This window comes from Nakamurella alba, from assembly GCF_009707545.1.
Taxonomy (GTDB): Bacteria; Actinomycetota; Actinomycetes; order Mycobacteriales; family Nakamurellaceae; genus Nakamurella; species Nakamurella alba.
On record NZ_WLYK01000001.1, the window covers coordinates 1,587,223 to 1,609,702 of the forward strand.

Annotated in this window: 17 protein-coding genes; 11 read left to right on the forward strand and 6 right to left on the reverse strand. The window is 73.2% G+C overall.

Features of this window, described 5'->3' with window-relative positions; translation table 11 throughout:
• The first annotated feature begins 59 nt into the window (after positions 1 to 59).
• Complete coding sequence (locus GIS00_RS07220; protein WP_230312898.1) at positions 60 to 1,286, forward strand: winged helix-turn-helix domain-containing protein; 1,227 nt, start codon at positions 60 to 62, stop codon at positions 1,284 to 1,286.
• Here the strand turns inward: GIS00_RS07220 and GIS00_RS07225 are convergent.
• Positions 1,273 to 1,947 (reverse strand): hypothetical protein, encoded by a 675-nt coding sequence (locus GIS00_RS07225; RefSeq protein WP_154767519.1) that lies wholly within the window; start codon positions 1,945 to 1,947, stop codon positions 1,273 to 1,275. The genes GIS00_RS07220 and GIS00_RS07225 overlap by 14 nt on opposite strands.
• Positions 1,948 to 2,087: 140 nt before the next feature.
• Between GIS00_RS07225 and GIS00_RS07230 the strand changes: the two genes are divergently transcribed.
• The gene (locus tag GIS00_RS07230; protein WP_230312907.1) at positions 2,088 to 3,509 is read left to right on the forward strand and encodes a gamma-glutamyltransferase; all 1,422 of its coding nucleotides are present in this window, start codon (positions 2,088 to 2,090) and stop codon (positions 3,507 to 3,509) included.
• A gap of 19 nt (positions 3,510 to 3,528) precedes the next feature.
• On the opposite strand, the gene GIS00_RS07235 is transcribed toward GIS00_RS07230, so the two are convergent.
• Positions 3,529 to 4,461, reverse strand: a complete 933-nt coding sequence (locus GIS00_RS07235) for a DUF4097 family beta strand repeat-containing protein (protein ID WP_154767520.1) — start codon at positions 4,459 to 4,461, stop codon at positions 3,529 to 3,531.
• A gap of 51 nt (positions 4,462 to 4,512) precedes the next feature.
• A complete protein-coding gene (locus GIS00_RS07240) occupies positions 4,513 to 5,118 on the reverse strand; it encodes a toxin-antitoxin system HicB family antitoxin (protein ID WP_154767521.1) in 606 nt (201 codons plus the stop codon).
• Positions 5,119 to 5,246: 128 nt separating this feature from the next.
• On the opposite strand from GIS00_RS07240, the gene GIS00_RS07245 reads away from it, so the two are divergent.
• Positions 5,247 to 5,801 (forward strand): ferritin, encoded by a 555-nt coding sequence (locus tag GIS00_RS07245; RefSeq protein WP_154767522.1) that lies wholly within the window; start codon positions 5,247 to 5,249, stop codon positions 5,799 to 5,801.
• On the opposite strand, the gene GIS00_RS07250 is transcribed toward GIS00_RS07245, so the two are convergent.
• Together GIS00_RS07250 and GIS00_RS07255 are read right to left on the reverse strand one after the other, a co-directional pair.
• On the reverse strand, positions 5,759 to 9,214 hold the full coding sequence (locus tag GIS00_RS07250; protein WP_154767523.1) for a BTAD domain-containing putative transcriptional regulator: 3,456 nt from the start codon (positions 9,212 to 9,214) through the stop codon (positions 5,759 to 5,761). The two genes, GIS00_RS07245 and GIS00_RS07250, sit on opposite strands and share 43 nt — an antisense overlap.
• Positions 9,211 to 9,774 carry a GNAT family N-acetyltransferase gene (locus GIS00_RS07255; protein ID WP_154767524.1) on the reverse strand — a complete coding sequence of 188 codons (564 nt, stop codon included), beginning with the start codon at positions 9,772 to 9,774 and terminating at the stop codon, positions 9,211 to 9,213. Before GIS00_RS07255 ends, GIS00_RS07250 begins: the two co-directional genes overlap by 4 nt.
• Before the next feature lie 61 nt (positions 9,775 to 9,835).
• Between GIS00_RS07255 and GIS00_RS07260 the strand changes: the two genes are divergently transcribed.
• The 6 genes from GIS00_RS07260 to GIS00_RS07285 all read left to right on the forward strand — a co-directional run bounded on the left by GIS00_RS07260 (position 9,836) and on the right by GIS00_RS07285 (position 17,629).
• Positions 9,836 to 10,480, forward strand: coding sequence for a TIGR03085 family metal-binding protein (locus GIS00_RS07260; RefSeq protein WP_154767525.1), 645 nt, complete (start codon positions 9,836 to 9,838; stop codon positions 10,478 to 10,480).
• Between the two features lie 52 nt (positions 10,481 to 10,532).
• Positions 10,533 to 11,456 carry a 4-hydroxy-tetrahydrodipicolinate synthase gene (dapA, locus tag GIS00_RS07265; protein WP_154767526.1) on the forward strand — a complete coding sequence of 308 codons (924 nt, stop codon included), beginning with the start codon at positions 10,533 to 10,535 and terminating at the stop codon, positions 11,454 to 11,456.
• Positions 11,453 to 13,189: a ribonuclease J gene (locus tag GIS00_RS07270; protein ID WP_154767527.1), complete on the forward strand. Its 1,737-nt coding sequence runs from the start codon at positions 11,453 to 11,455 to the stop codon at positions 13,187 to 13,189. Before dapA ends, GIS00_RS07270 begins: the two co-directional genes overlap by 4 nt.
• Before the next feature lie 285 nt (positions 13,190 to 13,474).
• Positions 13,475 to 13,846 carry an NAD(P)-dependent oxidoreductase gene (locus tag GIS00_RS07275; RefSeq protein WP_154767528.1) on the forward strand — a complete coding sequence of 124 codons (372 nt, stop codon included), beginning with the start codon at positions 13,475 to 13,477 and terminating at the stop codon, positions 13,844 to 13,846.
• 51 nt (positions 13,847 to 13,897) lie between these two features.
• Positions 13,898 to 14,743: an MBL fold metallo-hydrolase gene (locus GIS00_RS07280; protein WP_154767529.1), complete on the forward strand. Its 846-nt coding sequence runs from the start codon at positions 13,898 to 13,900 to the stop codon at positions 14,741 to 14,743.
• Between the two features lie 48 nt (positions 14,744 to 14,791).
• Positions 14,792 to 17,629, forward strand: coding sequence for an FtsK/SpoIIIE family DNA translocase (locus tag GIS00_RS07285; RefSeq protein ID WP_154767530.1), 2,838 nt, complete (start codon positions 14,792 to 14,794; stop codon positions 17,627 to 17,629).
• Between the two features lie 121 nt (positions 17,630 to 17,750).
• Here GIS00_RS07285 and GIS00_RS07290 read toward each other — a convergent pair whose 3' ends face one another.
• Complete coding sequence (locus tag GIS00_RS07290; RefSeq protein ID WP_154767531.1) at positions 17,751 to 19,751, reverse strand: hypothetical protein; 2,001 nt, start codon at positions 19,749 to 19,751, stop codon at positions 17,751 to 17,753.
• Between the two features lie 743 nt (positions 19,752 to 20,494).
• On the opposite strand from GIS00_RS07290, the gene GIS00_RS07295 reads away from it, so the two are divergent.
• The gene (locus GIS00_RS07295; protein ID WP_154767532.1) at positions 20,495 to 21,394 is read left to right on the forward strand and encodes a glycosyltransferase family 2 protein; all 900 of its coding nucleotides are present in this window, start codon (positions 20,495 to 20,497) and stop codon (positions 21,392 to 21,394) included.
• Entirely contained in the window at positions 21,391 to 22,443 is a 1,053-nt protein-coding gene (locus GIS00_RS07300; RefSeq protein WP_322097643.1) for a glycosyltransferase family 2 protein, read from the forward strand. The genes GIS00_RS07295 and GIS00_RS07300 overlap by 4 nt, the downstream gene beginning before the upstream one ends.
• Positions 22,444 to 22,480: the final 37 nt, after the last annotated feature.

Genomic DNA, 22,480 nt, shown 5'->3' on the forward strand with positions numbered 1-22,480 from the left:
CCTGCCTGTCGGGTGCACCGTCGCGGCGGGTGTCGGACGGTGATGGCAGCATGCCACCCATGACCGTCCCGCCGACGATGAGCGCCGCCGCGGCACGCCGGATCGCCGTGGCGGCCCAGCAGCTGGACGGGGCGAAGGCGCCGGCCCGGATCGACCGGGGCACGGTGCGCCGGACCGTGGAGCGGCTCGGTCTGCTGCAGATCGACTCGGTGAACGTGCTGTCCCGGGCGCACCGGCTGCCGCTGCTGGCGCGGCTCGGCCCGTACCCGGTGGAGTTCCTCGAGGAGTCCGTCTGGACCACCCGGCCGCAGCGCCGGACGCTGATCGAGACCTGGGCGCACGAGGCCTCGATGGTGCCGGTCGACCTGCACCCGATGCTGCGGTGGGAGCGGCGGCACTGGAGCAGCAAGAACGCCGCCGGCATGCGGGCGAAACACCCGGGCCTGCTGGAGAACGTGCTCGCCGTGGTCACCGAACGCGGCCCGAGCACGGCCGGGCAGATCGAGGAGGTGCTGACCACCGGGGTGAAGGGGAAACCCGGGTGGTGGGAGTGGTCGCAGGCGAAACAGGCGTGCGAGGCGCTGTTCTCGGCCGGCCTGCTGGGCACCGCCTACCGCCGCGGGTTCGAGCGGCACTACGACCTGCTGGAAAGGGTGCTGCCGCCGTCGTTGCTCGAGGTGTCGGTGCCGGACCCGGCGCAGGCGCACCGGGTGCTGGTCGAGCGCGCCGCCCGCGCGCACGGGATCGGCACCGTCAAGGATCTGGCCGACTACTACCGGATGTCGGTGGCGGCGACGACCGCGGCGGTGACGTCACTGGCTGCGGACGGCATCCTGGAGCCGGTGCAGGTGCCGGGCTGGCGATCCGTGGCGTGGGTGCACGCGGAGGCCCGCCGCCCGCGCACCGTGCAGGGCAGTGCGCTGCTCTGCCCGTTCGACCCGCTCGTCTGGGAGCGACAGCGCACCGAGCGGCTGTTCGGCATGCGGTACCGGATCGAGATCTACACCCCGGCCCCGCAGCGGGAGTACGGCTACTACGTCTTCCCGCTGCTGGCCGGGGACGAGCTGGTCGGCCGCTTCGACCTGAAGGCCGACCGGGCGACCGGCCGGCTGCTGGTGCAGGCGTCCTGGCTCGAGCCAGGGGCGGACCCGGCCACCGCCGCGACCACCGCGGCCCGCGAGCTGCGCCGGATGGCCGACTGGCTGGAGCTTCCGGAGATCGAGGTGGTGGAGCGCGGCAACCTGCACCGGGAGACCCGGGCGGCGGTGCGGGTCAGAGCCGGGTGAGCTCGAAGGTCACCCCGTCGACGGACGCCGTGACGGTGGCGGCGCTGCCACGACCGGTGGCCGTCGCTGTCGCGGACACGTTGGCCGAGGCGCGCACGGACTCGGTGCGCCCGTCCGGGACGGTCAGCAGGATCGAGGTGCTGACGGTGGTGGATCCGGACGGCAGCGTCTCGAAACGGATCTGCTGCTGGTTGCCGGCGCACTCGAAGGCACAGTCGAAGCCCGCGACCGTGGTGCGCCGGACATCGGTGGACGCGGCGGTGCCGGTGCGGGTTCCGGACGTGTCGGCCAGCTGGTAGGTCACGGTGACCCGGTAGGTGCCGGGCCCGACGACACCCAGGCTCCTGGCCACCTGCCCCTGGGCGCCCGCGGAGGTGGTGCTGCCCAGCAGGGGGAGCGCGATCGGCAGACCGTTGCCGCCGGTGGCCCGGGCGGTCACCTCGATCGCGCCGGTCCCCGGATCGACCTCTGCCTCCGCGGTGCCGGAACCGGCTCCGCGCACCACGTTCTCGCCGGTGGTGGCGGTGCCGCCGGCCATCGGGGCGGCGGCCGCGGGGGACGCTGCGAGGACGAGTGCCGCGGCCGCGAGCGCGGTCCCTGCCGCGAGCTTCCGGAGGATCCGGAGGCCGGTCGGCGTTTCGGGTCGGTCGGTGCTGTTCATGGTGGGATCCCTCCGTGGTGTGTTGCCGGTCACTGGTGTCGGTCTGTACGGGTGGGATCAGGCCGATGTTCAGCCCGCCCGGCACGGCACACCACCGGGTGGCGCGGGCCCGTGGCGCGAGGGGGCGATACCCTGCGGCGATGTCGATGGGCGGGCGGCTGCAACCGGTGCCGGCGGGGGTGGCCGCGGGTCACCCGGCGACGGCGTCCGTCGGCGCCGACGTGCTGCGGCGCGGCGGGAACGCCGCCGATGCGGCCGCCGCCATGGTGCTCGCGGGATGCGTGGCGGAGACGATCTTCACCGGGCTCGGCGGTGGCGGGTTCGCCACCGTCTACACCGCGGCCGACCGCTCGGTGCACTGCCTGGACTTCTTCGTCTCGGTGCCCGGGCTGGACGGCACGATCCCGGCGCCGGCCCGGGACATCGAGGTGGTGTTCGGTGACGTGCCGGTGCCGTACGCGGTCGGCGGGCCGAGCGTCGCCGTGCCCGGCACACCGTCCGGGGTGGCCGCCCTGCACCACCGGTTCGGCAACCTGCCGTGGGCCGAGATCGTCACGCCGGCCCGGGATCTGGCGACGATCGGCGTGCCCTTCAGCGTTGCGCATGCCGAGTTGCTGCCGGAGGTGCGGGCCGCGATGGTGCTCGGCGACGGCGTGCACAGCTACACCCGACCGGACGGCAGCGGCGACCGGCGGCTGCTGGCGGCCGGTGAGGACCTGCTGCACCCCGGCCTGGCGGAGACGCTGGACGCCTACCTCACCGGCGGTCCGGAGGTGTTCACCCACGGCGGCGCCGGCGCCGCCCTGGTGACGGCCGTCCGCGCGGACGGCGGGGCGCTGTCCGCCGACGACCTCACCGCCTACCGGGTGGCCGACCTGCCGGTGGCCACCGCGGCTGTCGGCGACGCGGTCGTGCACGTGCGCGGCAACGACCTGGACCACTTCGCCGGCACGCTGGCCGCGCTGTCGGCGGCGGAGATCCGCGCGGGTGGCCCGCGGCGGGCGGCGGCGCTGGTGTCGGCCCTGCGGGCGCCGCTGCAGCGCACCGAAACGACCAGCGTGGTGGCCGTCGACCGGTACGGGAACGCCTGTGCCGCCACGCATTCGCTCGGCCTGGGATCGGGGATCTGGGTGAGCGGCGTTCACGGCAACTCGATGCTGGGCGAGGGGGAGCTGCTGCGCGGCGACCTGCACCCCGGCCTGCGGATGCCGTCGATGATGGTGCCGCACGTGGTCACCGACCGGGACGGCCGGCTGGTGGCGGCGGGTGGTGCGGCCGGCGGCAGCCGTATCCGGTCCGCCCTGGTGCAGGTGCTGTCCGGGATGTTGCTGGAAGGCCTGTCGACCGCGGACGCCGTCGCCGCGCCCCGGCTGGCGGTCGGACCGGGGGTGGTCCACCTTGAGCCCGGGTTCCCGGCCGGCACCGCCGGGGCGCTGCGGGCGGCCGGTGACGCGGTCGTCGAGTGGGACGCCGCGAAGCCGTATTTCGGCGGCGCGGCGATGATCGGCGCCGACGGCCCCGCCGCGGATCCACGGCGGGGCGGTCTGGCGGTGCTGGTCTGAGCCGGTCGGGTCCCTGGTCTCAGGCGGCGCGGCGGAGCCGGATGTCGCCCGAGGTGGTCTTGACCCGGATGTCCAGCTGCGGTGCGTCCGCGGCGGGCTGCTCGTCGCGCACCTCGAAGTCCGTGTCGGTGCGACCGCTGACGGTGCGCAGATCGAGCCGAGCCACCGAGCCGGCGTGCACGCCGATCTCGACATCCCCGCTGACCGCGTGGATCTCGGCCTTGCCCGCGACGGCATCGCCCACCCGGACGTCACCGGAGACGTTGCGGACCGAAACGTCGCCGCCGGCCTCGTCGATGCGCACGGAGCCCGAGGTGCTGTGCAGCACGGCGGCGCCCTCGACCCGGCCGACGCGGACGTCGCCGGACGCGGAGCGCAGGTCGACGTCACCGGTGGAGCTCTCCAGCGAGACGTCGCCGGAGGCCGTCTGCGCGACGGTGCGGCCGCGGGTGTGCGCGAGCCGGACGTCGCCGGAGGCACTGCGCACCTCGACCCGGTCGGCCGGGCCGGTCACGGTGACGGGCGCGGACTGGGACCGGATGCGGACGCCGGAGTCCAGCGGTGCGGTGACCCGCACCACGAAGGCGCCGCGGCGACCCTCGCGGGCCGGATCGGTGTCCACCACCAGGACGTCGGGCCCGTCGTCGCTCGGCCGGTGCTCGACCCGGACCTGGTCCACCGGGTCGGGTCCGGCGTGCTCGGCGGTGGTGGTGCCGCCCTCGGCGGTGTCGGAGGCGCCGGGGCCGTCGGCGAAGGGCGACCAGCTGCCGCCGCGCCGGCCGTTCCAGGACCGGAACAGCTCGCCGAGCATGTCGTCGAAGCCGCCGCGGCGGCTGCCGGTGAAGGTGACATCGACCGTGGTGACGGTGGTGTCGGTGAGGTCGACGTGGATCTCGCCCGCGGCGTTGCGCAGCTCGAGGACGACCGGTTCGGGAGTGAGGAAGGTCTGCATGGTGCTGTCCTGTCTTCTCTGCTCTTCTTCGCTGCTGTCGGATGCGGCCGGTCAGGCCTGGATGTAGCCGGTGACGGTGCGGCCGCCGCGGCCGGACCGACCCGGCCCGACGGGGCCGCGCGGGCCCTTCGCGCCGGGGAAGCCGCCGGGCGGCATCGCGCCGGAGAGCGCCTCGGACACGGCCCGCTGGATGTAGGTGTTGAGCGAGACGCCCTGGTCGGATGCGGCCTGCTCGGCCTGCGCCTTGAGGTCGTTGAACATCCGGACCGTGGTGCGGGAGAGCTCGCCGCTCGCGTCGCCGAGTGCCTTGCGGAGCTCCTCGGCCTTGTCGCCGAAGCGCTCGCGGAACTCCGGGTCGTTCCACGCGGCGCCGTCCGGCCCGGCGGCCGGGGCCGGCACCTCGGCCGCGGCGGCCTCGTGCCGGGTGACGTGCACCTTGACGTCGCGGCCGGCCAGCCGGATGTCGACGGTGGTGTCGTCGAGCGCACCGGTCACCTCGGCGGCGAGGTCGGAGAGGGCGTTCATCACAGCGAGCCGGGTGCTCGGTTCGATCGCCGAGGCGAGCACCGACGCGGCGCGCCGGATCTGCTCGTCCCCGACCGCTGCTGCTGCCACCAGGTCCTCGCGGAGCTGGTCGATGTAGGGGGTGAGGTCCATGACACCACTGTGACACCACATTGACGTCATTTCAACCCTGAGTGGCGTCATGTCGACCCTGATCTGACGTCAGGGTGGCGTCAGGGCCTGGCGCGGTTGCCCTCGCAGGCGGGCCCTAGGCTGGATGCATGAGCATCCCGGCCACCACTCACAGCTCCACCGCCTTCGCCGATCTGCTGCAGGCGCAGATCCGTAACGAGTTCAACGCCAGCCAGCAGTACGTCGCGATGGCGGTCTGGTTCGACGCGCGCGACCTGCCGCAGATGGCGGCCCACTTCTACCGCCAGTCGGTGGAGGAGCGGAACCACGCCATGATGATGGTGCAGTGGATGCTCGACCGGGACCTGCCGGTCACCATCCCCGGCGTCGACGAGGTCCGCGGCGAGTTCACCGACATCGCCGACGCGGTGGGCGTCGCGCTGGCCCAGGAGAAGGCGGTCACCGACCAGGTCAAGGCGTTGTTCGCCACCGCCCGCTCCGAGGCCGACTTCCTCGGCGAGCAGTTCATGCTCTGGTTCCTCTCCGAGCAGGTGGAGGAGGTCGCCTCCATGACCACCCTGCTGACCATCGCCGAGCGCGCGGGTGACGACTGGTTCGAGGTGGAGAACTTCCTGGCCCGTGAGGTCGTCGGCGACGCCGGTCAGGACGCGTCCGCACCTGCCGCCGCCGGCGGCAACCTCTGACCCGCAGCCTGCGACCCTGAGCCCGCGACCACGGGTATGACCAGGGTGCGGCGGAGGAACAGTGCCGCACCCTGGTCCGTCGCGATCCGCCGGCCGGCCTCGAGAGCTGTTGCAGCTCCGTCGCTGTCGCCGAGCGCGCCGAGCGCCAGCGCGCGCAGCCGGCTCGTCTCCGCGGCGGCGAGCCGGTCGCCGGTGTCGATCGAGTCCTGCTCGGCCAGATCGAGCATCCGCAGTGCCTCCGCGCAGCGGTCCGACCGGATGAGCAGATCGGCGGCCAGCCCGCGCATCATCGGCCGGAAGGCCATGGTGGGCAACGTCAGTGAGGCCGTGACGGCCTGCAGCACGGCGTGCGGCCCGACCCCCGGCTCGCACCGGCCGCGGGCCCATCCCAGCAGCACGTCGACGAAGGCCACGGCCTCGCCGGCCCCGAACTCCACCATCCGGTCCCGGGCGCGCCGGGCGTGCGAGAGCGTCGCCACCGGATCGTCCCGCAGCGCGTGCAGGTTCGCGAGCATGGTGTCGACGTAGGCCGCGGTCGGCTCCGACGCGGTCGGCAGCAGGTCCCGCAGCCCGGCGAGTTCGTCGGTGAGTGCACCGGTGTCGTCGAGCACCGCGGCGGCGGTCGCCCGCCAGACCGCCACCCACAACCGGGGTTGCAGCGGGAAGACGCCGGCCGGCACGTCGTCGAGCACCGGCCCGTACCCCCGGGCGAGGTCGAACTCCGCCATGGCCCCGACCGGTTCGCCACGATGCATCAACAGTTGCCCGCGGCAGAGGCGGGCGGCGAACCGCATCAGGTCGTCGTCCGATGCCTCGGCCGCCGCGGTCATCTCCTCCGCCAGCGACGCGGCCGTGCGCAGGTCGTCCGCCATCACCGCAGTGGCCCAGGCCGCCTGGTGGCCGGCCAGCACGTCGAGCGGCCCGCCGAACCGGTCGATGAGCGCGCGGGCCCGCAGGCGCTGGCCCGTCGCTGCGGGTGACGCCGGCCCGGAGGCGTCGATGTAGAGCGCGCAGAGCCGGACCCGGACCGTCATCTCGGCGCGCTGCCCGGGCTCGCCGTCGATCCGGGCCGTCAGTTCCAGGGCACGCAGCAGCAACGACTCCGCACCGGGGAGGTTCCCGTGCCCGGTGAGCCGGTGCGCCACGTCCAGGTGCAGGGCGATCGCCCGCCGCAGCGCGTCCTCGCCACCGGAGGACGCCAGGTGGTAGCCGAGTTGCTCGGCCCCGGCCGCGGTGACCGGTTGCCCGCGACGCTCCAGGGCCTGCGCGACCCGGCCGTGCAGCCTGCGCAGCCGGGCCGGTCCGGTCGTCTCCAGCAGCGACTGCTGGGTCAGGGCGTGCACGAACCGGTGCCGGGTCGCGTCCTCCGGATCGGACACGACGATGCCGGCGGCGGTGGCCCGGTCCACCGCCTCGTCGACGGCGTCCTCGCCGAGGTCGCAGGCGGCGGCGAGCAGGTCGAGGTCGAAGGTGCGCCCGACCACCGCCGCGCAGCGCAGCACCGCCCGGTCCTGCTCCGGTAGCCGCTCGAGCCGGCGGACCACCACCTCGCGGATGGAGTCCGGGACCCGTTCCGGCACATCGGCTCTCCCGGTACGGTCGGCGCCCGGATCGTCGTCGGTGACCACGAAACGCACCAGTTCGCCGAGGAAGAACGGGTTGCCGCCGGTGCGGTCGGCCAGGGCCGCGGCGGTGGCGTCGTCCACCACCGACCCGGTGCGGGCGGCGACGTACTGCCGGATGGTCTCGCCGGACAGGCCACGCAGGTCCACCCGGTCCGTACGGCCGGACCGGGTCAGTGCCGTGAGCAGTTCGGTACCCGCGCGGGAGGAGTCCTCGGTGGGCGAGCGCACAGTCACCAGGACGGCGAGCCGGACGCCGGCCGGCGTGTTGGCCAGCAGGTACTCGGTCATGTCCAGACTGGCCCGGTCCGCCCAGTGCATGTCCTCGAGCACCACCAGCACCGGCCGGTCGGTGGCCAGTCCGGTGAGGAAGCCGGCGACGGCGTCGTAGAGCTGCACCTGGGCGAGATCGATCGGGCGCCCACCCGTCGGCGCGGTCCCCAGATGAGGCAACAACGCGGCGATACCACCCCCGCGTCCTGACGCCGCCGCAGCCAGCACCGCCGGGTCGACCCGAGCGGCCAGCGACTCCAGGGCCTGGATCCACGGCCACAGCACCGGGGCGCCCTCGTGCTGCCAGCACCGGCCCCACGCGACGAGGGCGCCGTCGCGGGCGGCGCGGTCCGCGACCTCCTCGGCCAGCCGGGTCTTGCCGATGCCGGCCTCGCCGACCAGTGCGATCCCGGCCGGTCCGGTGGCGCGGGCACGCTGCACTGCCGTCTCCGCGACGGCCAGCTCGCGATCCCGGCCGAGCATCCGCGGGCCGGCCACTGCAGGGGGCAACGTCGTGGCCGGCGCTGCGGAGGCTGCTGCATGCAGTGCTACGAACTCTGCGGCTGCGGCAGGTGCGGCTGCGGCAGGTGCGCCGGGCGCTGCCGCGGGCGGAGCGGCAGCGGGGCGGATGGCGTCCGGCCCGCCGAACGGCACCGGGGTCGGACCGGTGCGGACCGGTCCGGCAGGTGTGGGACCTGGCGCCCCGGTCACGGCGGGCGGATCGGTGCGCAGCAGGCCGGGATCCTGCCGCAGTATCCGTTCGTGCATCCGCCGGAGCTCCGGGCCGGGATCGACACCCAGCTCGTCGGCGAGCATCCCGCGCACGACCGCGTAGTGGGCGAGTGCCTCGGCCTGGCGGCCGGTCCGGTAGAGCGTGAGCAGCAGGGCGGCATGCAGCCCTTCGCGGAGCGGGTGGTCCGGGAGCAGGGTGCGGATCCGGTCGTCCAGACCGGCGGTGCTGCCGTCGGCCAGGTCCAGCCGCACGGAGAGCTCGAGCGCCGCGCCGTGCAGGGAGGACAGCCGGTCGGACTCCAGCTCGGCGAAGCGGGCCGGGACGTCGGCGTACGGCCGGCCCCGCCACAGGGCCAGGGCCTCCGACACCGCGGCGCGGGCGGACGCGGTGTCGCCTCCGGTGGACCGCTCCCGCGCGCGGTCGACCAGCGTGCCGAACCGGTGCGCGTCCAGGTCGTCCGGCGCGATGTCCATCAGGTAGCCGGGCGCCGCGGTGCGGAGCGGGGACGGCAGTTCGGTGCCGTCGGTGTCGAAGGAGCGCAACGCGGACCGCAGCCGGGACACGTAGGCGTGCAGGGTGGCGGCCGGGCTGGCCGGCGGGTCCCCGCTCCAGACCCGGTCGGCCAGGGTCTCCAGCCCCACGGTGCGTCCCGGTTGCACCAGCAGGGCGGCGAGCAGCGCACGGCGCCGGGCCGGCCCCAGTTCGACGGCACGGCCGTCGATCAGCACCTGGAGCGGTCCGAGGACCAGGAACCTGATCCTGGCCGGGGCACCGGCAGCGGTCATCGTGGTCCGGCGGTGCCGAGGGCCACGGCGAGACGCTCGGCGGCGGTCGGCAGGTCGGCGTAGAGGATCCAGTCGGCGCCGTGCCCGGGACCGTCCAGGTCGGGCCGGCGATGCAGCCCGAGCTGCTCGGCCACCCGGCGGGAGCCGGTGTTCCCGGCCAGCATCCGGGCGACCACGGGAGTACCGCCTCCGGCGGCCGCCGCCATCCGCAGGGCGTGCCGGCCGAGCGCAGGTGCCAGCCCGCGGCCCTGGAACTCCGGCAGCAGCCGCCAGTACAGGTTCAGCACCGGCAGCGAGCGCCACACGTCGTGCCGCGCACCGCAGATGCCGGCGACCTGTCCGTCCACCACCGCCAGGTCGTAGCCGAACCCGTAGGCGCGCCGGTGCTCCAGCCAGCCGTCGAGCAGGGCAGCGCTCGCGGCCCGGTCCGGAGAGGCACCGAACGGGTTGTGCCGGTTCGTGGCCGGGTCGCCGTGCAGCTCGTGCACCACCGCGGCGTCGCCCGGGGTCAGCGGGCGGAAGTGCGGCGCGGCCGGATCTGCGGGCGGATCGGTGTGCATGCGCCCACCTTGGCACCCCCGCCTTGCGTCGTCCTTGCGTCGCCGTGCGTAGGGTCGGGGGATGAGCCTGGCCAACAGCGAACGCGCCGCCCTCGCCGACCTGTTCGACGAGGTCGGGCCGGACCCGGACACCCTCTGCGAGGGCTGGCGGAGCGCCGACCTGCTCACCCACCTGCTGGTCCGGGAACGCCGGCCGGACGCCGCGGCGGGCATGCTGGTGCCGGCTCTGCGCGGGCACGCCGCGAAGGTCGAGCAGGCTGTGGGATCCAGGCCGTGGGCGGAGAAGGTGGCGCAGTTCCGGTCCGGGCCGCCCGGGTGGAACCCGATGGGCTGGGGCCCGCTGGACGAACTGACCAACGGCGCCGAGATGCTGATCCACCACGAGGACCTGCGGCGCGGCACGCCGGGGTTCGGCCCCCGAACGTTACCGCCGGGGACCTGGGCCCAGGCCCGGAAGATCCTGGACAACCCGCTGATCGGCCGCCCGCTGCGCAAGGCCGGGGTCGGCGTGCTGGTCCGGATCACCGATGCGCCGCCCGGCGAGCCCGGTTCGGCGGCCCTGCGCGCCGGCGGCCCGGTCGCCGAGCTCACGGGCTCCCTGGTCGACCTGATCCTCTGGCTGGCCGGCCGCCGCACGGCCGACGTGGACCTGGCCGGCGATCCCGACGCGGTGGCGGCTCTCGACCGCGTCCAACGGGTGATGTGAGCGGGGCCGTCCCTGCGATCCGGGCACGGCGGCGGACGGTAGGTTCAGGGGCATGACTTCCTTGTACGCCGGACCGTCCGGACGGCCCGGCCGGCCGTTCGGCACGGTGCTCGCCGCCATGGTCACGCCCTTCACCGCCGGGGGCGAGCTGGATCTGGACACCGCGGCCGCGCTGGCGACCAAGCTCGTCGACGAGGGCCACGACGGACTCGTCCTCAACGGCACCACCGGCGAGTCGCCGACCACCTCCGACGACGAGAAGGTCGCGCTGATCCGCGCCGTGGTGGACGCCGTCGGCGACCGCGCGACGATCGTCGCCGGGGCCGGGACCAACGACACCGCGCACTCCGTGCACCAGGCGAAACTGGCCGAGAAGGCCGGTGCGCACGGCCTTCTGGTCGTCACCCCGTACTACTCCCGGCCGCAGCAGGCCGGTCTGGTCGCCCACTTCTCCTCCGTCGCCGATGCCTCCGACCTGCCGGTCATGCTCTACGACATCCCGGCCCGGTCCGTGGTGGCCATCGAGCCCGACACCCTGCTGCGACTGGCCGAGCACCCGCGGATCGCCGCGGTGAAGGACGCCAAGGGCGACCTGTACGCCGGGTCCAAGGTCATCAGCGGCTCGGACCTCGCCTACTACTCCGGCGACGACCCGCTGAACCTGCCGTGGCTCGCCGTCGGTGCGGCCGGGTTCGTCAGCATCGTCTCGCACGTGGTCGGGCCGTACCTGCGGGCCATGGTGGACGCGGCTGCCGCCGGCGACTTCGTGCGCGCGCGCGAGCTGCACACCGCGTTGATGCCGGTGCACCGGGCGATGTCCCGCACCGGCGGCGGCGCCGGGCTGGTGTTCGCCAAGGCGGCGCTGCGGTTGCGCGGGTTCGGCGTCGGCGACCCGCGGCTGCCGCAGATCCCGGCCACCCCGGAGCAGACCGAGCAGATCGCCGCGGACCTCGACGAGATCGGGCCGCTGCGATGAGCCGCCCGCAGGACCGGGGTGACCGCGGCGGGGACCGTTCCGGCGACCGGGGCCGTGGCCAGAACCTGGTGGCTCCCCGGCCGGCGGCGAAGGACACGCTGCGCGTCGTCGCCCTCGGCGGGATCGGCGAGATCGGCCGCAACATGACGGTCTACGAGTACAACGGCCGGCTGCTGGTGCTCGACTGCGGCGTGCTGTTCCCCGAGGACGCGCAGCCCGGCGTCGACCTGATCCTGCCGGACCTGCGGCTGGTCGAGGACCGGATCGACGACATCGACGCCGTCGTGATCACCCACGGCCACGAGGACCACATCGGCGCTCTGCCCTGGCTGCTCCGGCTGCGCCGCGACCTGCCGGTGATCGGCGCGCGGTTCTCGCTGGCGCTGATCGCCGCGAAGTGCCGGGAGCACCGGATCACCCCGAACCTGCAGGTGGTCACCGAGGGCGAGCGGCGCAGGGTCGGCGACTGGGATCTCGAGTTCTTCGCCGTGAACCATTCCATCCCGGACGCGTTGGCGGTCGGCATCCGGACGCCGGCCGGCACCGTGCTGCACACCGGTGACATCAAGCTCGACCAGTTGCCGCTGGACGGCCGGCTGACCGACCTCGGCGGGTTCTCCCGGCTCGGCGACGAGGGGGTCGACCTGTTCCTGGTCGACTCGACCAACGCCGAAGTGCCCGGGTTCGTCTCGCCGGAGCGCGAGATCGGGCCGGTGCTGGACGGTTTCATCGCCTCTGCGCGGCAGCGGGTGATCGTCGCGTCCTTCGCCTCGCACGTGCACCGCGTGCAGCAGATGCTGGACGCCGCCGAGAAGCACGGCCGCAAGGTCGCCTTCGTCGGCCGGTCGATGGTGCGCAACATGCAGATCGCCCAGGAGCTCGGGCTGCTGACGGTGCCGGACGGACTGGTCCGGTCGCTGGACAAGGTGCTCGAGCTGCCGCCGCACCAGGTGCTGCTGATCTCCACCGGGTCCCAGGGCGAACCGCTCTCGGCGCTGTCCCGGATGTCCCGCGGCGAGCACCGCAACGTCGCACTCACCGAGGGCGACACGGTGATCCTGGCCAGCTCGATGATCCCGGGCAACGAGACCAGCGTGTTCACCGTGATCAACGAGCTCTCCCGGCTCGGGGTCACCGTCGTGCACCAGGGCAGCGCGAAGGTGCACGTGTCCGGCCATGCCTCGGCCGGCGAGCTGCTGTACCTCTACAACGCGGTCCGGCCGCGCAACGTCATCCCGGTGCACGGCGAGTGGCGGCACCTGCGGGCGCAGTCGAAACTGGCCGTGCTGACCGGTGTCCCACAGGACCGGGTGGTGCTGGCGCCGAACGGCACCGTCGTCGACCTGTCCGGTGGCCGGGCCCGGATCGCCGGTCACGTGGACGTCGGCATGGTGTACGTCGACGGGAACGCGGTCGGTGACGTCGGCGAGAACACGCTGTCCGACCGGCTGATCCTCGGCGAGGGCGGGTTCATCGCGATCACCGTGGCCATCGACGGGCACACCGGCCGGGCGGTCGCCTCGCCGACGCTGTCCGGTCGCGGCTTCTCCGACGACCCCAAGGCGCTGTCCGCGGTGGTCCCGCTGGTGGAGGCCGAGCTGGCCCAGCTCGAGGCCGACGGCATCACCGACACCCACCGGGTCGCGCAGGCCGTGCGCAAGGTGGTCGGCAAGTGGGTGGGCGAGACGTACCGCCGCCGGCCGATGATCGTGCCGACGGTGCTGGCGGTGTGAGCCGCGGGCGGGCGGGTCGTCCCGCGTGGACGTCCGCCGGTCCTGCGGTCGACGCGCTCGATGCCGAGACCGGCACCGCTGATTCCGGTCGTTCCGGACATCGCGGTACCTGCTGGTAACACGGGCGACACCCGGCGTGCCGTTCCCGGGATCACGATCTTGAACAGAGATCGGTGATCCGGGGACGGTGGCGATGAGCACGTTGTTGGCGAGCACGGTGTCGATGACTGCGGTGTTGTTGGGCACGGTGGCGATGAGCGCGGTGCTGTCGAGCTCGGTGGACCGGTGAGCGTCGAGGTGCCGGCGGGCGTCGCGCTGGCCGGTGAGCGGGTGGTCGTCTTCGGTGGGGGAGCAGGCAGCGCGGTGTTCGCGGCGGCCTGTGCCGCGGCCGGCGCCCGGGTGCACCTCGTCTCGCCCTGGGCCTGCAACGAACTCCAGGACCTGGTCCGCGGCCGGCTGGTCACCTGGTCCCGGCGCAACCACCACGGCGGCGACGTCGCCGGTGCCTGCCTGGTCTTCGCCGGCTCCGCGGAGCGCCGGGTCAACGTCGCGGTCGAACTGGAGGCCGACCGCCGGCGGATCCGTTGCGTCCGCGACGACACCGGCCTGCCGGTCGACGGTGGGCTGCTGCCGGCGCAGCGTCGTTCCGGAGCCTGACTCCCCGGAGTTCGGTTCGACCGGGAGACGTCGGCCTGACACGGTGGACCCATGTTGACCGCTGTCTTCGCCGGGGTGTCCACCGTGCTCGTCTCGGACGGGTCGTCCGCGGTGCTGGTCGACGGCTTCTTCAGCCGGCCGCCGCTGCGCCGGTTGCTCACCCGCGTCGCGCCCGATCACGAGCGGATCCGCTGGGCGCTGGACCGGCTGCGGGTGGACCGGCTGGACGCGGTGCTGGTCTCGCACTCCCATGTCGACCACGTGCTGGATGCGCCGGTGGTCGCCGACCTGACCGGCGCGGTGCTCGCCGGCTCGCCGTCGACCCGGCAGGTGCAGATCGGGTACGGCCTCGGTGACCGGCCCTTCGCCGACCTGGTCGACGGAGAACCGTTGCGGGCCGGGGCCTTCACCGTCACCCCGATCCGGGCGGAGCACAGCGCGGGCGACCGCGCGCCGGGGGAGATCACCGCTCCCGTCGTACCGCCGGCCCGGGCGAAGGACTACCGGACCGGCGGCTGCTGGAGCTTCCACATCGCTCACCCGGCCGGGCGGGTGCTGGTTCACGGCAGCGCAGGTGCCGTGCCCGACGGGCTCGAGGGGTACCTGGCGGAGCTGCTCTACCTCGGCATCGGGGCGATCGGCCGCAAGCGGGAGGAGTGGCGGGAGGACTACTGGGCCGCCACCGCCGGCGCCGTCGGCGCCCGGGTGGTCCGGCCGGTCCACTGGGACCGGTTCTGGCGGCCGCTCGACGGACCGGTGAAGCGGCTGCCGTCGATCGTCGACCGGGTCGACGTCAGCCTGGAGACGATGGCCCGGCTCGCCGCCCGCACCGACGTCGATCTGGCGCTGCCGCGGGTCCTGGAGTCGGAGCAGGTACCGCGACCGGGTCGGGAGTGATCGGTGTGGCGCCTGTGACTGCTGGGACCTGACGACTAGCGTTGGGGCATGGCCGGTAAGACCTCTGCCTCAGCGCGCCCTCGATCGTCATCGACCGGGGGTTCCCGGGGCGCGGCCACCACGAGCCGGAGCGGTGCCGGAACACGCGCCCGCAGCACCGGTTCCGGTCAGCGCGCGGCAGCACCGCGCGGCGGCACGACCCGCTCGGCGCCGGCCGCCGGCCGATCCTCGGCGAAGGGTGCTCCCGCCACCCGACGCCCACGCACCGGCACCCGGCGCCCACCCGCTCCGCAGAACCGTCGGCCGCCGGCTCCGAAGCGCACCGGCCCGTCCCCGTTCGTCCGCGGCATCCAGGGCTTCGGCCGGGGTGTCGCGCACCTCTGGCGGCTCATCGCCCGCGGGGTCGGCCACCTGGTGCGGGCCGTCGGCCGCGGTGCCGGCGCCGCCCGGGACATCGACTCCGCCCACCGCCGGGACGGTCTCGCGCTGGGACTGCTGGCGCTGGCGCTGATCGGCATCATCGGCACCTGGTTCGGTGGCGCCGGCATCGTCGGCAGCCTGGCCAGGGACGCCGTGCTGGTGTGGTTCGGCGTGCCGGGTGTGCTGGTCCCGGCACTGCTGGTGATCGCCGCCGTGGTGCTGATGCGCACCGAGCCCGATCCCGACCACCGCGCCCGACGCATCGTCGGCTCGGCCGCGCTGGTCCTCTCGATCACCGGCATCTTCCAGGCGGTGCACCTGTCGTCGCTCGGGTCACCGGGCGCCGACTCGACCGCGCTGCGCAAGGACGCCGGCGGGGCGCTGGGCTGGCTGCTCGGCACCCCGCTCCGCCAGGGGCTGGGCACCGCGGTCGCGGTCGCCCTGCTGGTGCTGCTGGGCCTGTTCGGACTGCTCCTGGTCACCGGCATCGCCATCCGCGACATCCCGGGCTGGACCCGGCACGGCCTGGCCGTGCTGCGCGGCGAGCGGGTCACCGACGAGCACGACGAGTGGCTGGACGAGGACGACGCCGCTGCTCTCGACGACACCTCCGGCCGCGGGCCGCGGTCCCGCAAGGCCGCACCGGCCGGGGAGCACGACGACTACCTGGACGGCGCGCCGGTCGACCTCGACGAGAACGTCGATCTGACCGCGACCACCCGGCTGCGCCGGCCGTCCCGCAGCAGGCAGGGCAGCGACGGGCATCCGGTCGGTGCGGCCGACGCGCTGGACACCGCCGACCTGCCGACCGGCCCGGTGCCGATCGTGCCGAGCCCCGAGGTGGTGGCCGCGACGGCGCCGACCGAGGAGATCCCGGTCGGCCGTCTCCGCCGGGTGGTCAAGCCGGCCGTCGCCGATCCGACGCCGCCGCCCGCCGAGCCGACACAGCTGACGCTGGACGGTGCCGAAGGCGACTACAAGCTGCCCCCGGTCCAGCTGCTCAAGCTCGGCCCGCCGCCCAAGACCCGGTCCAGCGCCAACGACGAGATGATCGAGCGCATCAACGGTGTGCTCTCCGAGTTCAAGGTCGACGCCGCCGTCACCGGCTTCACCCGCGGCCCGACGGTCACCCGCTACGAGGTCGAGCTCGGCCCGGGCGTGAAGGTCGAGGCGATCACCCGGCTCACCCGCAACATCGCCTACGCGGTGGCCACCGACAGCGTCCGGCTGCTCGCGCCGATCCCGGGCAAGTCCGCGGTCGGCATCGAGGTGCCGAACTCCGACCGCGAGATGGTGCGGCTGGGTGACGTGCTCGCCGCCCCGGACGCGCGCAAGGACCAGCACCCGCTGGTCATCGGTCTGGGCAAGGACGTCGAGGGCGGGTTCGTCACCGCGAACCTGGCGAAGACCCCGCACCTGCTGGTCGCCGGCGCCACCGGGTCCGGCAAGTCGTCGTTCGTGAACTCGATGCTGGTCTCGCTGCTGCAGCGGGCCAGTCCGGCCGAGGTCCGGATGGTGCTGATCGACCCCAAGATGGTGGAACTGACGCCGTACGAGGGCATCCCGCACCTGATCACGCCGATCATCACCCAGCCGAAGAAGGCGGCCGCCGCGCTCGCCTGGCTGGTGGAGGAGATGGAGCAGCGGTACACCGACATGCTGGCGCACGGCGTCCGGCACGTCGACGACTTCAACCGCAAGGTGCGCTCCGGTGACATCACCACGCCGCCCGGCTCGGAGCGGGTCTACCGGCCCTACCCGTACATCCTCGGGATCATCGACGAGCTGGCCGACCTGATGATGACCGCGCCGCGGGACGTCGAGGACGCGATCGTCCGGATCACGCAGAAGGCGCGGGCCGCCGGCATCCACCTGGTGCTGGCCACGCAACGGCCGTCGGTCGACGTGGTCACCGGCCTGATCAAGACGAACGTGCCGTCGCGGCTGGCGTTCGCCACGTCGTCGCTGACGGACTCGCGGGTCATCCTGGACCAGCCGGGCGCGGAGAAGCTGATCGGCATGGGCGACGGGCTCTACCTGCCGATGGGTGCCGGGAAGCCGCTGCGCATCCAGGGCGCCTACGTCTCCGACGAGGAGATCGCGGAGATCGTCGCGTTCACCAAGACCCAGGCCGAGCCGGAGTACGCCGACGGCGTCACCCAGGCGAAGGCCGACCCGAACAAGTCGGTCGACGCCGACATCGGCGACGACCTCGGTCTGCTGGTCGAGGCGGTCACCCTGGTGGTCACCTCGCAGCTGGGATCCACCTCGATGCTGCAGCGCAAGCTGCGCGTCGGGTTCGCGAAGGCCGGCCGGCTGATGGACCTGATGGAGACCCGCGGCATCGTCGGGCCCTCCGAGGGGTCCAAGGCCCGCGAGGTGCTGATCAAACCGGACGAGCTGGACTCGGTGATCGCCGAGCTGACCGGCGTGGACACCCCGCCGCCGGTGCCGGACGAGATCTGAGCGCACGCACCGGTTTCCGGAGCCCGTCCCATCCGCGGGATCGCTGCGCTCGTACCCGGGGCGGCTCTCCAGTGGAACGCCCCTGCAGCGGAACGGCCGTGTTCTTGCCACGGCGTCGTGCTCAGGACGGCAGCGACATCCTCTTTGCGTGGGCGGTCAGCAGCTGCTGGATCTGCAGCGCCGCCGGATCGAGGGCGGGGCTCCAGATCGCGTACTTCTCGCCGTGGATCTCCGGGCTGCCGTCCTCCAGGTGCGGCATGAGCACCCAGTAGAGGTCGCCGGAGATGTTGCGGTCCTTCTCCACGGCGGCCAGCAGCTTCGCGGTGGCCGCCTTGTCGGTCCAGTCGAACTCGCCGACGACATAGGCCTTGTCGTGCGCGGCCGCGACGGCGGCGTCGCGCTGCATCCAGGCCACGTCGACGGGATAGAAGTGACCGCCGACGATGTCGACGTCCGGCGCGTCGATCGCGGCGTTCGAGACCGACATCCCGGTCGCCGCGGTCCCGTCGGCGACCAACTGCTTCGCCCCGACCGTGTGCTTGATGAAGGAGGCCAGCTGCTGGGTCCAGTCCGGGTTCGCCGTCCAGATCTCGTTCCCGGTCTCCCAGGCCATGATCGTCGGGTCGTCCTTGTACGCCAGCCCGGTGTAGGGGTTCACGTGCTCGAGGATGTGCCGGACGTACTGGCGGAAGTCCGCGATGACGTTCGGGTCGGTGTAGAAGTGCGCCTCGGAGGCCCGCTGCGCCTGGTTGTTGGAGGCGTTGCGGCTCACGTCGGGATTGTTGGTGTACCCGCGCCAGCCGGTGAAGGTGGAGATGCCGCCGTGGTACCAGCGCCACTGGTCCACCAGCGGGATCATCAGCTTCAGTCCCAGCTTGCCGGCGCGGTAGATCGCGTAGTCGGCGGAGCGGAAGGCGGTGTCGTCGAACACGCCGCGCCGCGGCTCGATGCAGACCGCGCAGCCGACGGACATGCCCAGGGTGTGCGACCGCACGACCGTGGCCCCGGTGCGCACGGCGCTGTTCAGCGCGTCGTCGGTGCGGGACTGCGGCGGGAAGGTCGGGTTCCCCTTGTCGTCCCGGATGTTGTCGTCCAGGCCGAGGTAGTACTGGTTGGCGCCGGCGAACCGGAACACCTGGCCGTCCAGCATCAGCGTGTTGCCCTCCCGGGTGACGAACCCGGAACTGGCCGGAGCCGAGGGGGCCTCGGCGCCCGCCGAGACGTCGTACCGGTCCACCGAGACCGCCGTCCCGGTGGAGATGTCGTTGCGGGTGCCGAGCACCCGGATCCGGACCGTGTGGGTGGTGTCGGCCAGTCCGGTCCAGCGGCCCAGCACCTGCTGTTCCGTCCGCGTCGCGGCCCAGGTGTCGACCACGGTCTCCCGGCCGCCGTCGACGGAGACCGCGGCGCGGCCCGAGGCGGGCCCGCGGGCGCCGTAGACGGCGATCGTGCTGCCCGCCACGGTGAGGGTGGCGGTGGCGCCGGCAGCGGTCGCCACCTGGTCGGTCCCGTTGAACCGTCCCGCGCCGCTGGTCCGTTGCCAGGTGCCGGTCCAGGTGAAGCGGTCGGCGGTGTCGTCGGCCCGTGCGGCGGAGGCGACCGAGATCGCCGGCACCGGAGCGGTGGTGGTGAACCGGTCGACTGCCACGACGGTCCCGGTCGACGCGGCCGGTGCGGTCCCGGTGGCCGTCACGGTCACCACGTGCGGTCCGTCGGCGAGACCGTCGCGGGAGAACAGCACGACGTCGTCGGCACGCTCGGCCGCGTAGGCGGACACCTGGGCCGCGCGCACCCCGTCGATGCTGATCACCATGTCACCGTGCCAGGGCGCCTTCGCTCCGTGCACCGCGATGCCGGTGCCGTCGAACTCCAGCACCGCGGAGGAGTCCGCCCGGTCGGTCCAGCGGTCGCCGCCGTCGAACTTGCCGTCGCCGGTGGCAACCGACCAGTCGCCGACGTACCGGATGTCCGGGCTGCTGTCGTCGACGTCGGCGATGCGCGCCGCCCCCGCGGTGGTGGCGGTGGGCTGCAGGGCGACGATCGCTCCGGTGGCCAGTGCCGCCGCGGACACCAGGGCGACGACGAGTCGGCGCCGGTTCCGACGCGTGCTGGTGCCGCCCATGATCCCCACCTCGGTGCCACCGCGACACTCACGCTGCGTGAGCGCCGGCCTCGCATCCCCCGTGGACCCCGGTGCGCTCTACAGAAGTCGTGGACCTGCGAGAACCCCGGTTCGGCCCGGGTCGGGTGGCATGAACGCGGAGGATCCGATCACGCCGCGTTCAGAGTAGCTCACTTTGTGTTATCGCGGGGCTGCGGAGCGTATCCAACTTGTGAACGATCGTAGGGCGGCCGACGGGTCGCGCCGGAACTTGTCGCAGCCGCCGGCCGGGCACAGCGAGCAGTCCGTCCCGGGGCGGTAGTGCTCGTGGGCAGCTCTCTCGTGCCCACACCTGCAGAGGACAGCATCACGGGACTTGCCGCGGACCACCATGCCTCCTTTGCCGACCCGGAGTGCCGGATCCGCCTGCCCCTGATGCCGCAGAGTGTCGCACGGGACCACGGAGCGAACACACACGCCCACGCCGTCACGCCAGGTCATCGTCGCGACCAACTTTCGGGTGAACTTCACCCGTAGAGGTAACGGTCGAGCGGGTCAGGAGGTGCTCTACATACGCTGTGTGTTGGATGTAACACTCTTGTTTCGCCCGGACGTACCAATGGAATGAACCCCGTAGTCTTCGGACTGTTCACGAAGTGGTGGCGTTGATCCTTCCCGGTGCATCGGTCGCCACATACCGGGTGGGGGAGCCAGAGGCGAGACCGACCACGGCGGGACACGACATCGAATCAGGGGAGCCTTCGATGCATCCTGTACACCTCCGCCCGGTCGAGAACCCGAAGGTCTCGATCGTGGTGCCGGCCCGTAACGAGGCCCGCAACCTCGAGGTCGTCCTGCCCACCCTGCCGGAGGGTGCGGAGATCATCGTGGTGGACGGCCACTCCGTGGACGACACCGAGGCAGTTGTGCGCCGGGTGCGCCCGGATGCCCGGTTCGTGCAGCAGACCCGCCGCGGCAAGGGCAATGCCCTGGCCGTCGGCTTCGCCGCCGCGACCGGCGACATCATCGTCATGTTCGACGCCGACGGCTCCGCCGATCCGGCCGAGATCGACCGCTACGTCGACGCTCTCCGCGCCGGTGCGGACTTCGCCAAGGGGAGCCGGGTGCTGCCCGGCGGCGGGTCCAAGGACATCACCGTGCTGCGGGACCTCGGCAACAAGGGCCTCACCGGGATCACCAATCTGATCTTCCGGACCGGCTACACCGACCTCTGCTACGGCTACAACGCCTTCTGGCGGGACATCCTGCCCGAGCTCGACCTGCCGCAGCCGGAGCCGGTCTCGGGCGACATGCAGTGGGGCGACGGGTTCGAGATCGAGACGCTGCTGAACTGTCGGGTGGCCGTGGCGAAGCTCAAGGTCACCGAGGTGCCCAGCGTGGAGCTGCTGCGGCTGTTCGGCGAGAGCAACCTGCACGCCGTCAAGGACGGTCTGCGGGTGCTCAAGACGATCTCGACCGAGCTCGTCCGTGCCCGCAAGGTGCGGCGTACCGCTGCACCGGCCGCCCCGGTGGCGCCGGCGGCGGAGCGGACCGCGCTGCGGACCCGTCGGCGTGCCCGCCGGGCCGTCACCCCGGGCGTGGCCCCGACGATCCCGGCCCAGCGGTCCGCCGCCACCGTGGATCTCGAGGAAGCCTCGGCGTGATCCACCTGGTGCAGCCGTCCGCCCCGACGGTGTCGGTGGTCATCTGCGCCTACACCGACGAGCGGTGGGACGACCTGCGGGCCTCGGTGGAATCCGCGGTGGCGCAGACGGTCCCGGCTCTCGAGGTGCTGGTGGTGATCGATCACAACGACGAGCTGCTGGACCGGGCCCGCCGGCACTTCTTCGGTACCTCGCCGGTCAGGGTGCTGGCGAGCGTCGACCGCAAGGGACTGTCCGGCGCCCGGAACAGCGGCGTCCGCGCGGCCAGGGGTGGTGTCGTCGCCTTCCTGGACGACGACGCCACCGCGGCCGACGACTGGATCGAGACGCTGCGCGCCCCGTACGTGGATCCCACCGTCGCCGGGGTGGGCGGGCACGCCACCCCGGTGTGGCCGGCCGCTCGGCCGGGCTGGCTGCCGACCGAGTTCGACTGGGTGGTCGGCTGCAGCTACACCGGGCAGCCGGAGACCACCGCCGAGGTGCGGAACTTCATCGGCTGCAACATGTCGATCCGCCGGTCGTACTTCGACGCGGTGGGCGGGTTCAGTCACGCGATCGGCCGGGTCGGCAAGATCCCGCTGGGCTGCGAGGAGACCGAGCTCTGCATCCGGATCCGCCAGCACGACCCCCAGGCCCGGATGGTGTACGAGCCGGACATGCGCGTCCGGCACCGGGTGAGCGCCGACCGGGTCCGGCCGAAGTACTTCTTCCGCCGCTGCTACGCCGAGGGCCTGTCGAAGGCCGTCGTCGCCGAGCTGGTGGGCGCACAGGACGGGCTCGGCAGCGAGCGCAGCTACGTCGGCAAGGTGCTGCCGGCCGCCGTGATCCGCGGTGTGCGACAGGGTTTCTCGCTGCACAGCTCGGCCGTGCAGCGCAAGGACGGGCGCCGGCGGGCCGGTGCCGTCGTCTCCGGGCTGGCCGCGACCACGGTGGGCTACGCCTACGCGCGGCTGCGCATCCTCACCGGTGTGCAGCCCAAGCCGGGCCCCGCACCGAGCATCGACGAGCTCCCCGGCTCACCCATGGGAGCCCTGCACAGCGCCGTCTGACCGGACGCTCCTGCCGATCGCACCACCGACGCAGCCC

Bases quoted from the DNA above. Each gene is read 5' to 3' on its own strand.
- dapA (WP_154767526.1), top strand. From the start codon at position 10,533: ATGACTTCCTTGTACGCCGGACCGTCCGGACGGCCCGGCCGGCCGTTC.
- GIS00_RS07270 (WP_154767527.1), top strand. From the start codon at position 11,453: ATGAGCCGCCCGCAGGACCGGGGTGACCGCGGCGGGGACCGTTCCGGC.
- GIS00_RS07245 (WP_154767522.1), top strand. From the start codon at position 5,247: ATGAGCATCCCGGCCACCACTCACAGCTCCACCGCCTTCGCCGATCTG.
- GIS00_RS07225 (WP_154767519.1), bottom strand. From the start codon at position 1,947: ATGAACAGCACCGACCGACCCGAAACGCCGACCGGCCTCCGGATCCTC.
- GIS00_RS07240 (WP_154767521.1), bottom strand. From the start codon at position 5,118: ATGGACCTCACCCCCTACATCGACCAGCTCCGCGAGGACCTGGTGGCA.
- GIS00_RS07285 (WP_154767530.1), top strand. From the start codon at position 14,792: ATGGCCGGTAAGACCTCTGCCTCAGCGCGCCCTCGATCGTCATCGACC.
- GIS00_RS07280 (WP_154767529.1), top strand. From the start codon at position 13,898: ATGTTGACCGCTGTCTTCGCCGGGGTGTCCACCGTGCTCGTCTCGGAC.
- GIS00_RS07290 (WP_154767531.1), bottom strand. From the start codon at position 19,751: ATGGGCGGCACCAGCACGCGTCGGAACCGGCGCCGACTCGTCGTCGCC.
- GIS00_RS07295 (WP_154767532.1), top strand. From the start codon at position 20,495: ATGCATCCTGTACACCTCCGCCCGGTCGAGAACCCGAAGGTCTCGATC.
- GIS00_RS07250 (WP_154767523.1), bottom strand. From the start codon at position 9,214: ATGACCGCTGCCGGTGCCCCGGCCAGGATCAGGTTCCTGGTCCTCGGA.
- GIS00_RS07235 (WP_154767520.1), bottom strand. From the start codon at position 4,461: ATGCAGACCTTCCTCACTCCCGAACCGGTCGTCCTCGAGCTGCGCAAC.
- GIS00_RS07260 (WP_154767525.1), top strand. From the start codon at position 9,836: ATGAGCCTGGCCAACAGCGAACGCGCCGCCCTCGCCGACCTGTTCGAC.
- GIS00_RS07255 (WP_154767524.1), bottom strand. From the start codon at position 9,774: ATGCACACCGATCCGCCCGCAGATCCGGCCGCGCCGCACTTCCGCCCG.
- GIS00_RS07220 (WP_230312898.1), top strand. From the start codon at position 60: ATGACCGTCCCGCCGACGATGAGCGCCGCCGCGGCACGCCGGATCGCC.
- GIS00_RS07230 (WP_230312907.1), top strand. From the start codon at position 2,088: ATGTCGATGGGCGGGCGGCTGCAACCGGTGCCGGCGGGGGTGGCCGCG.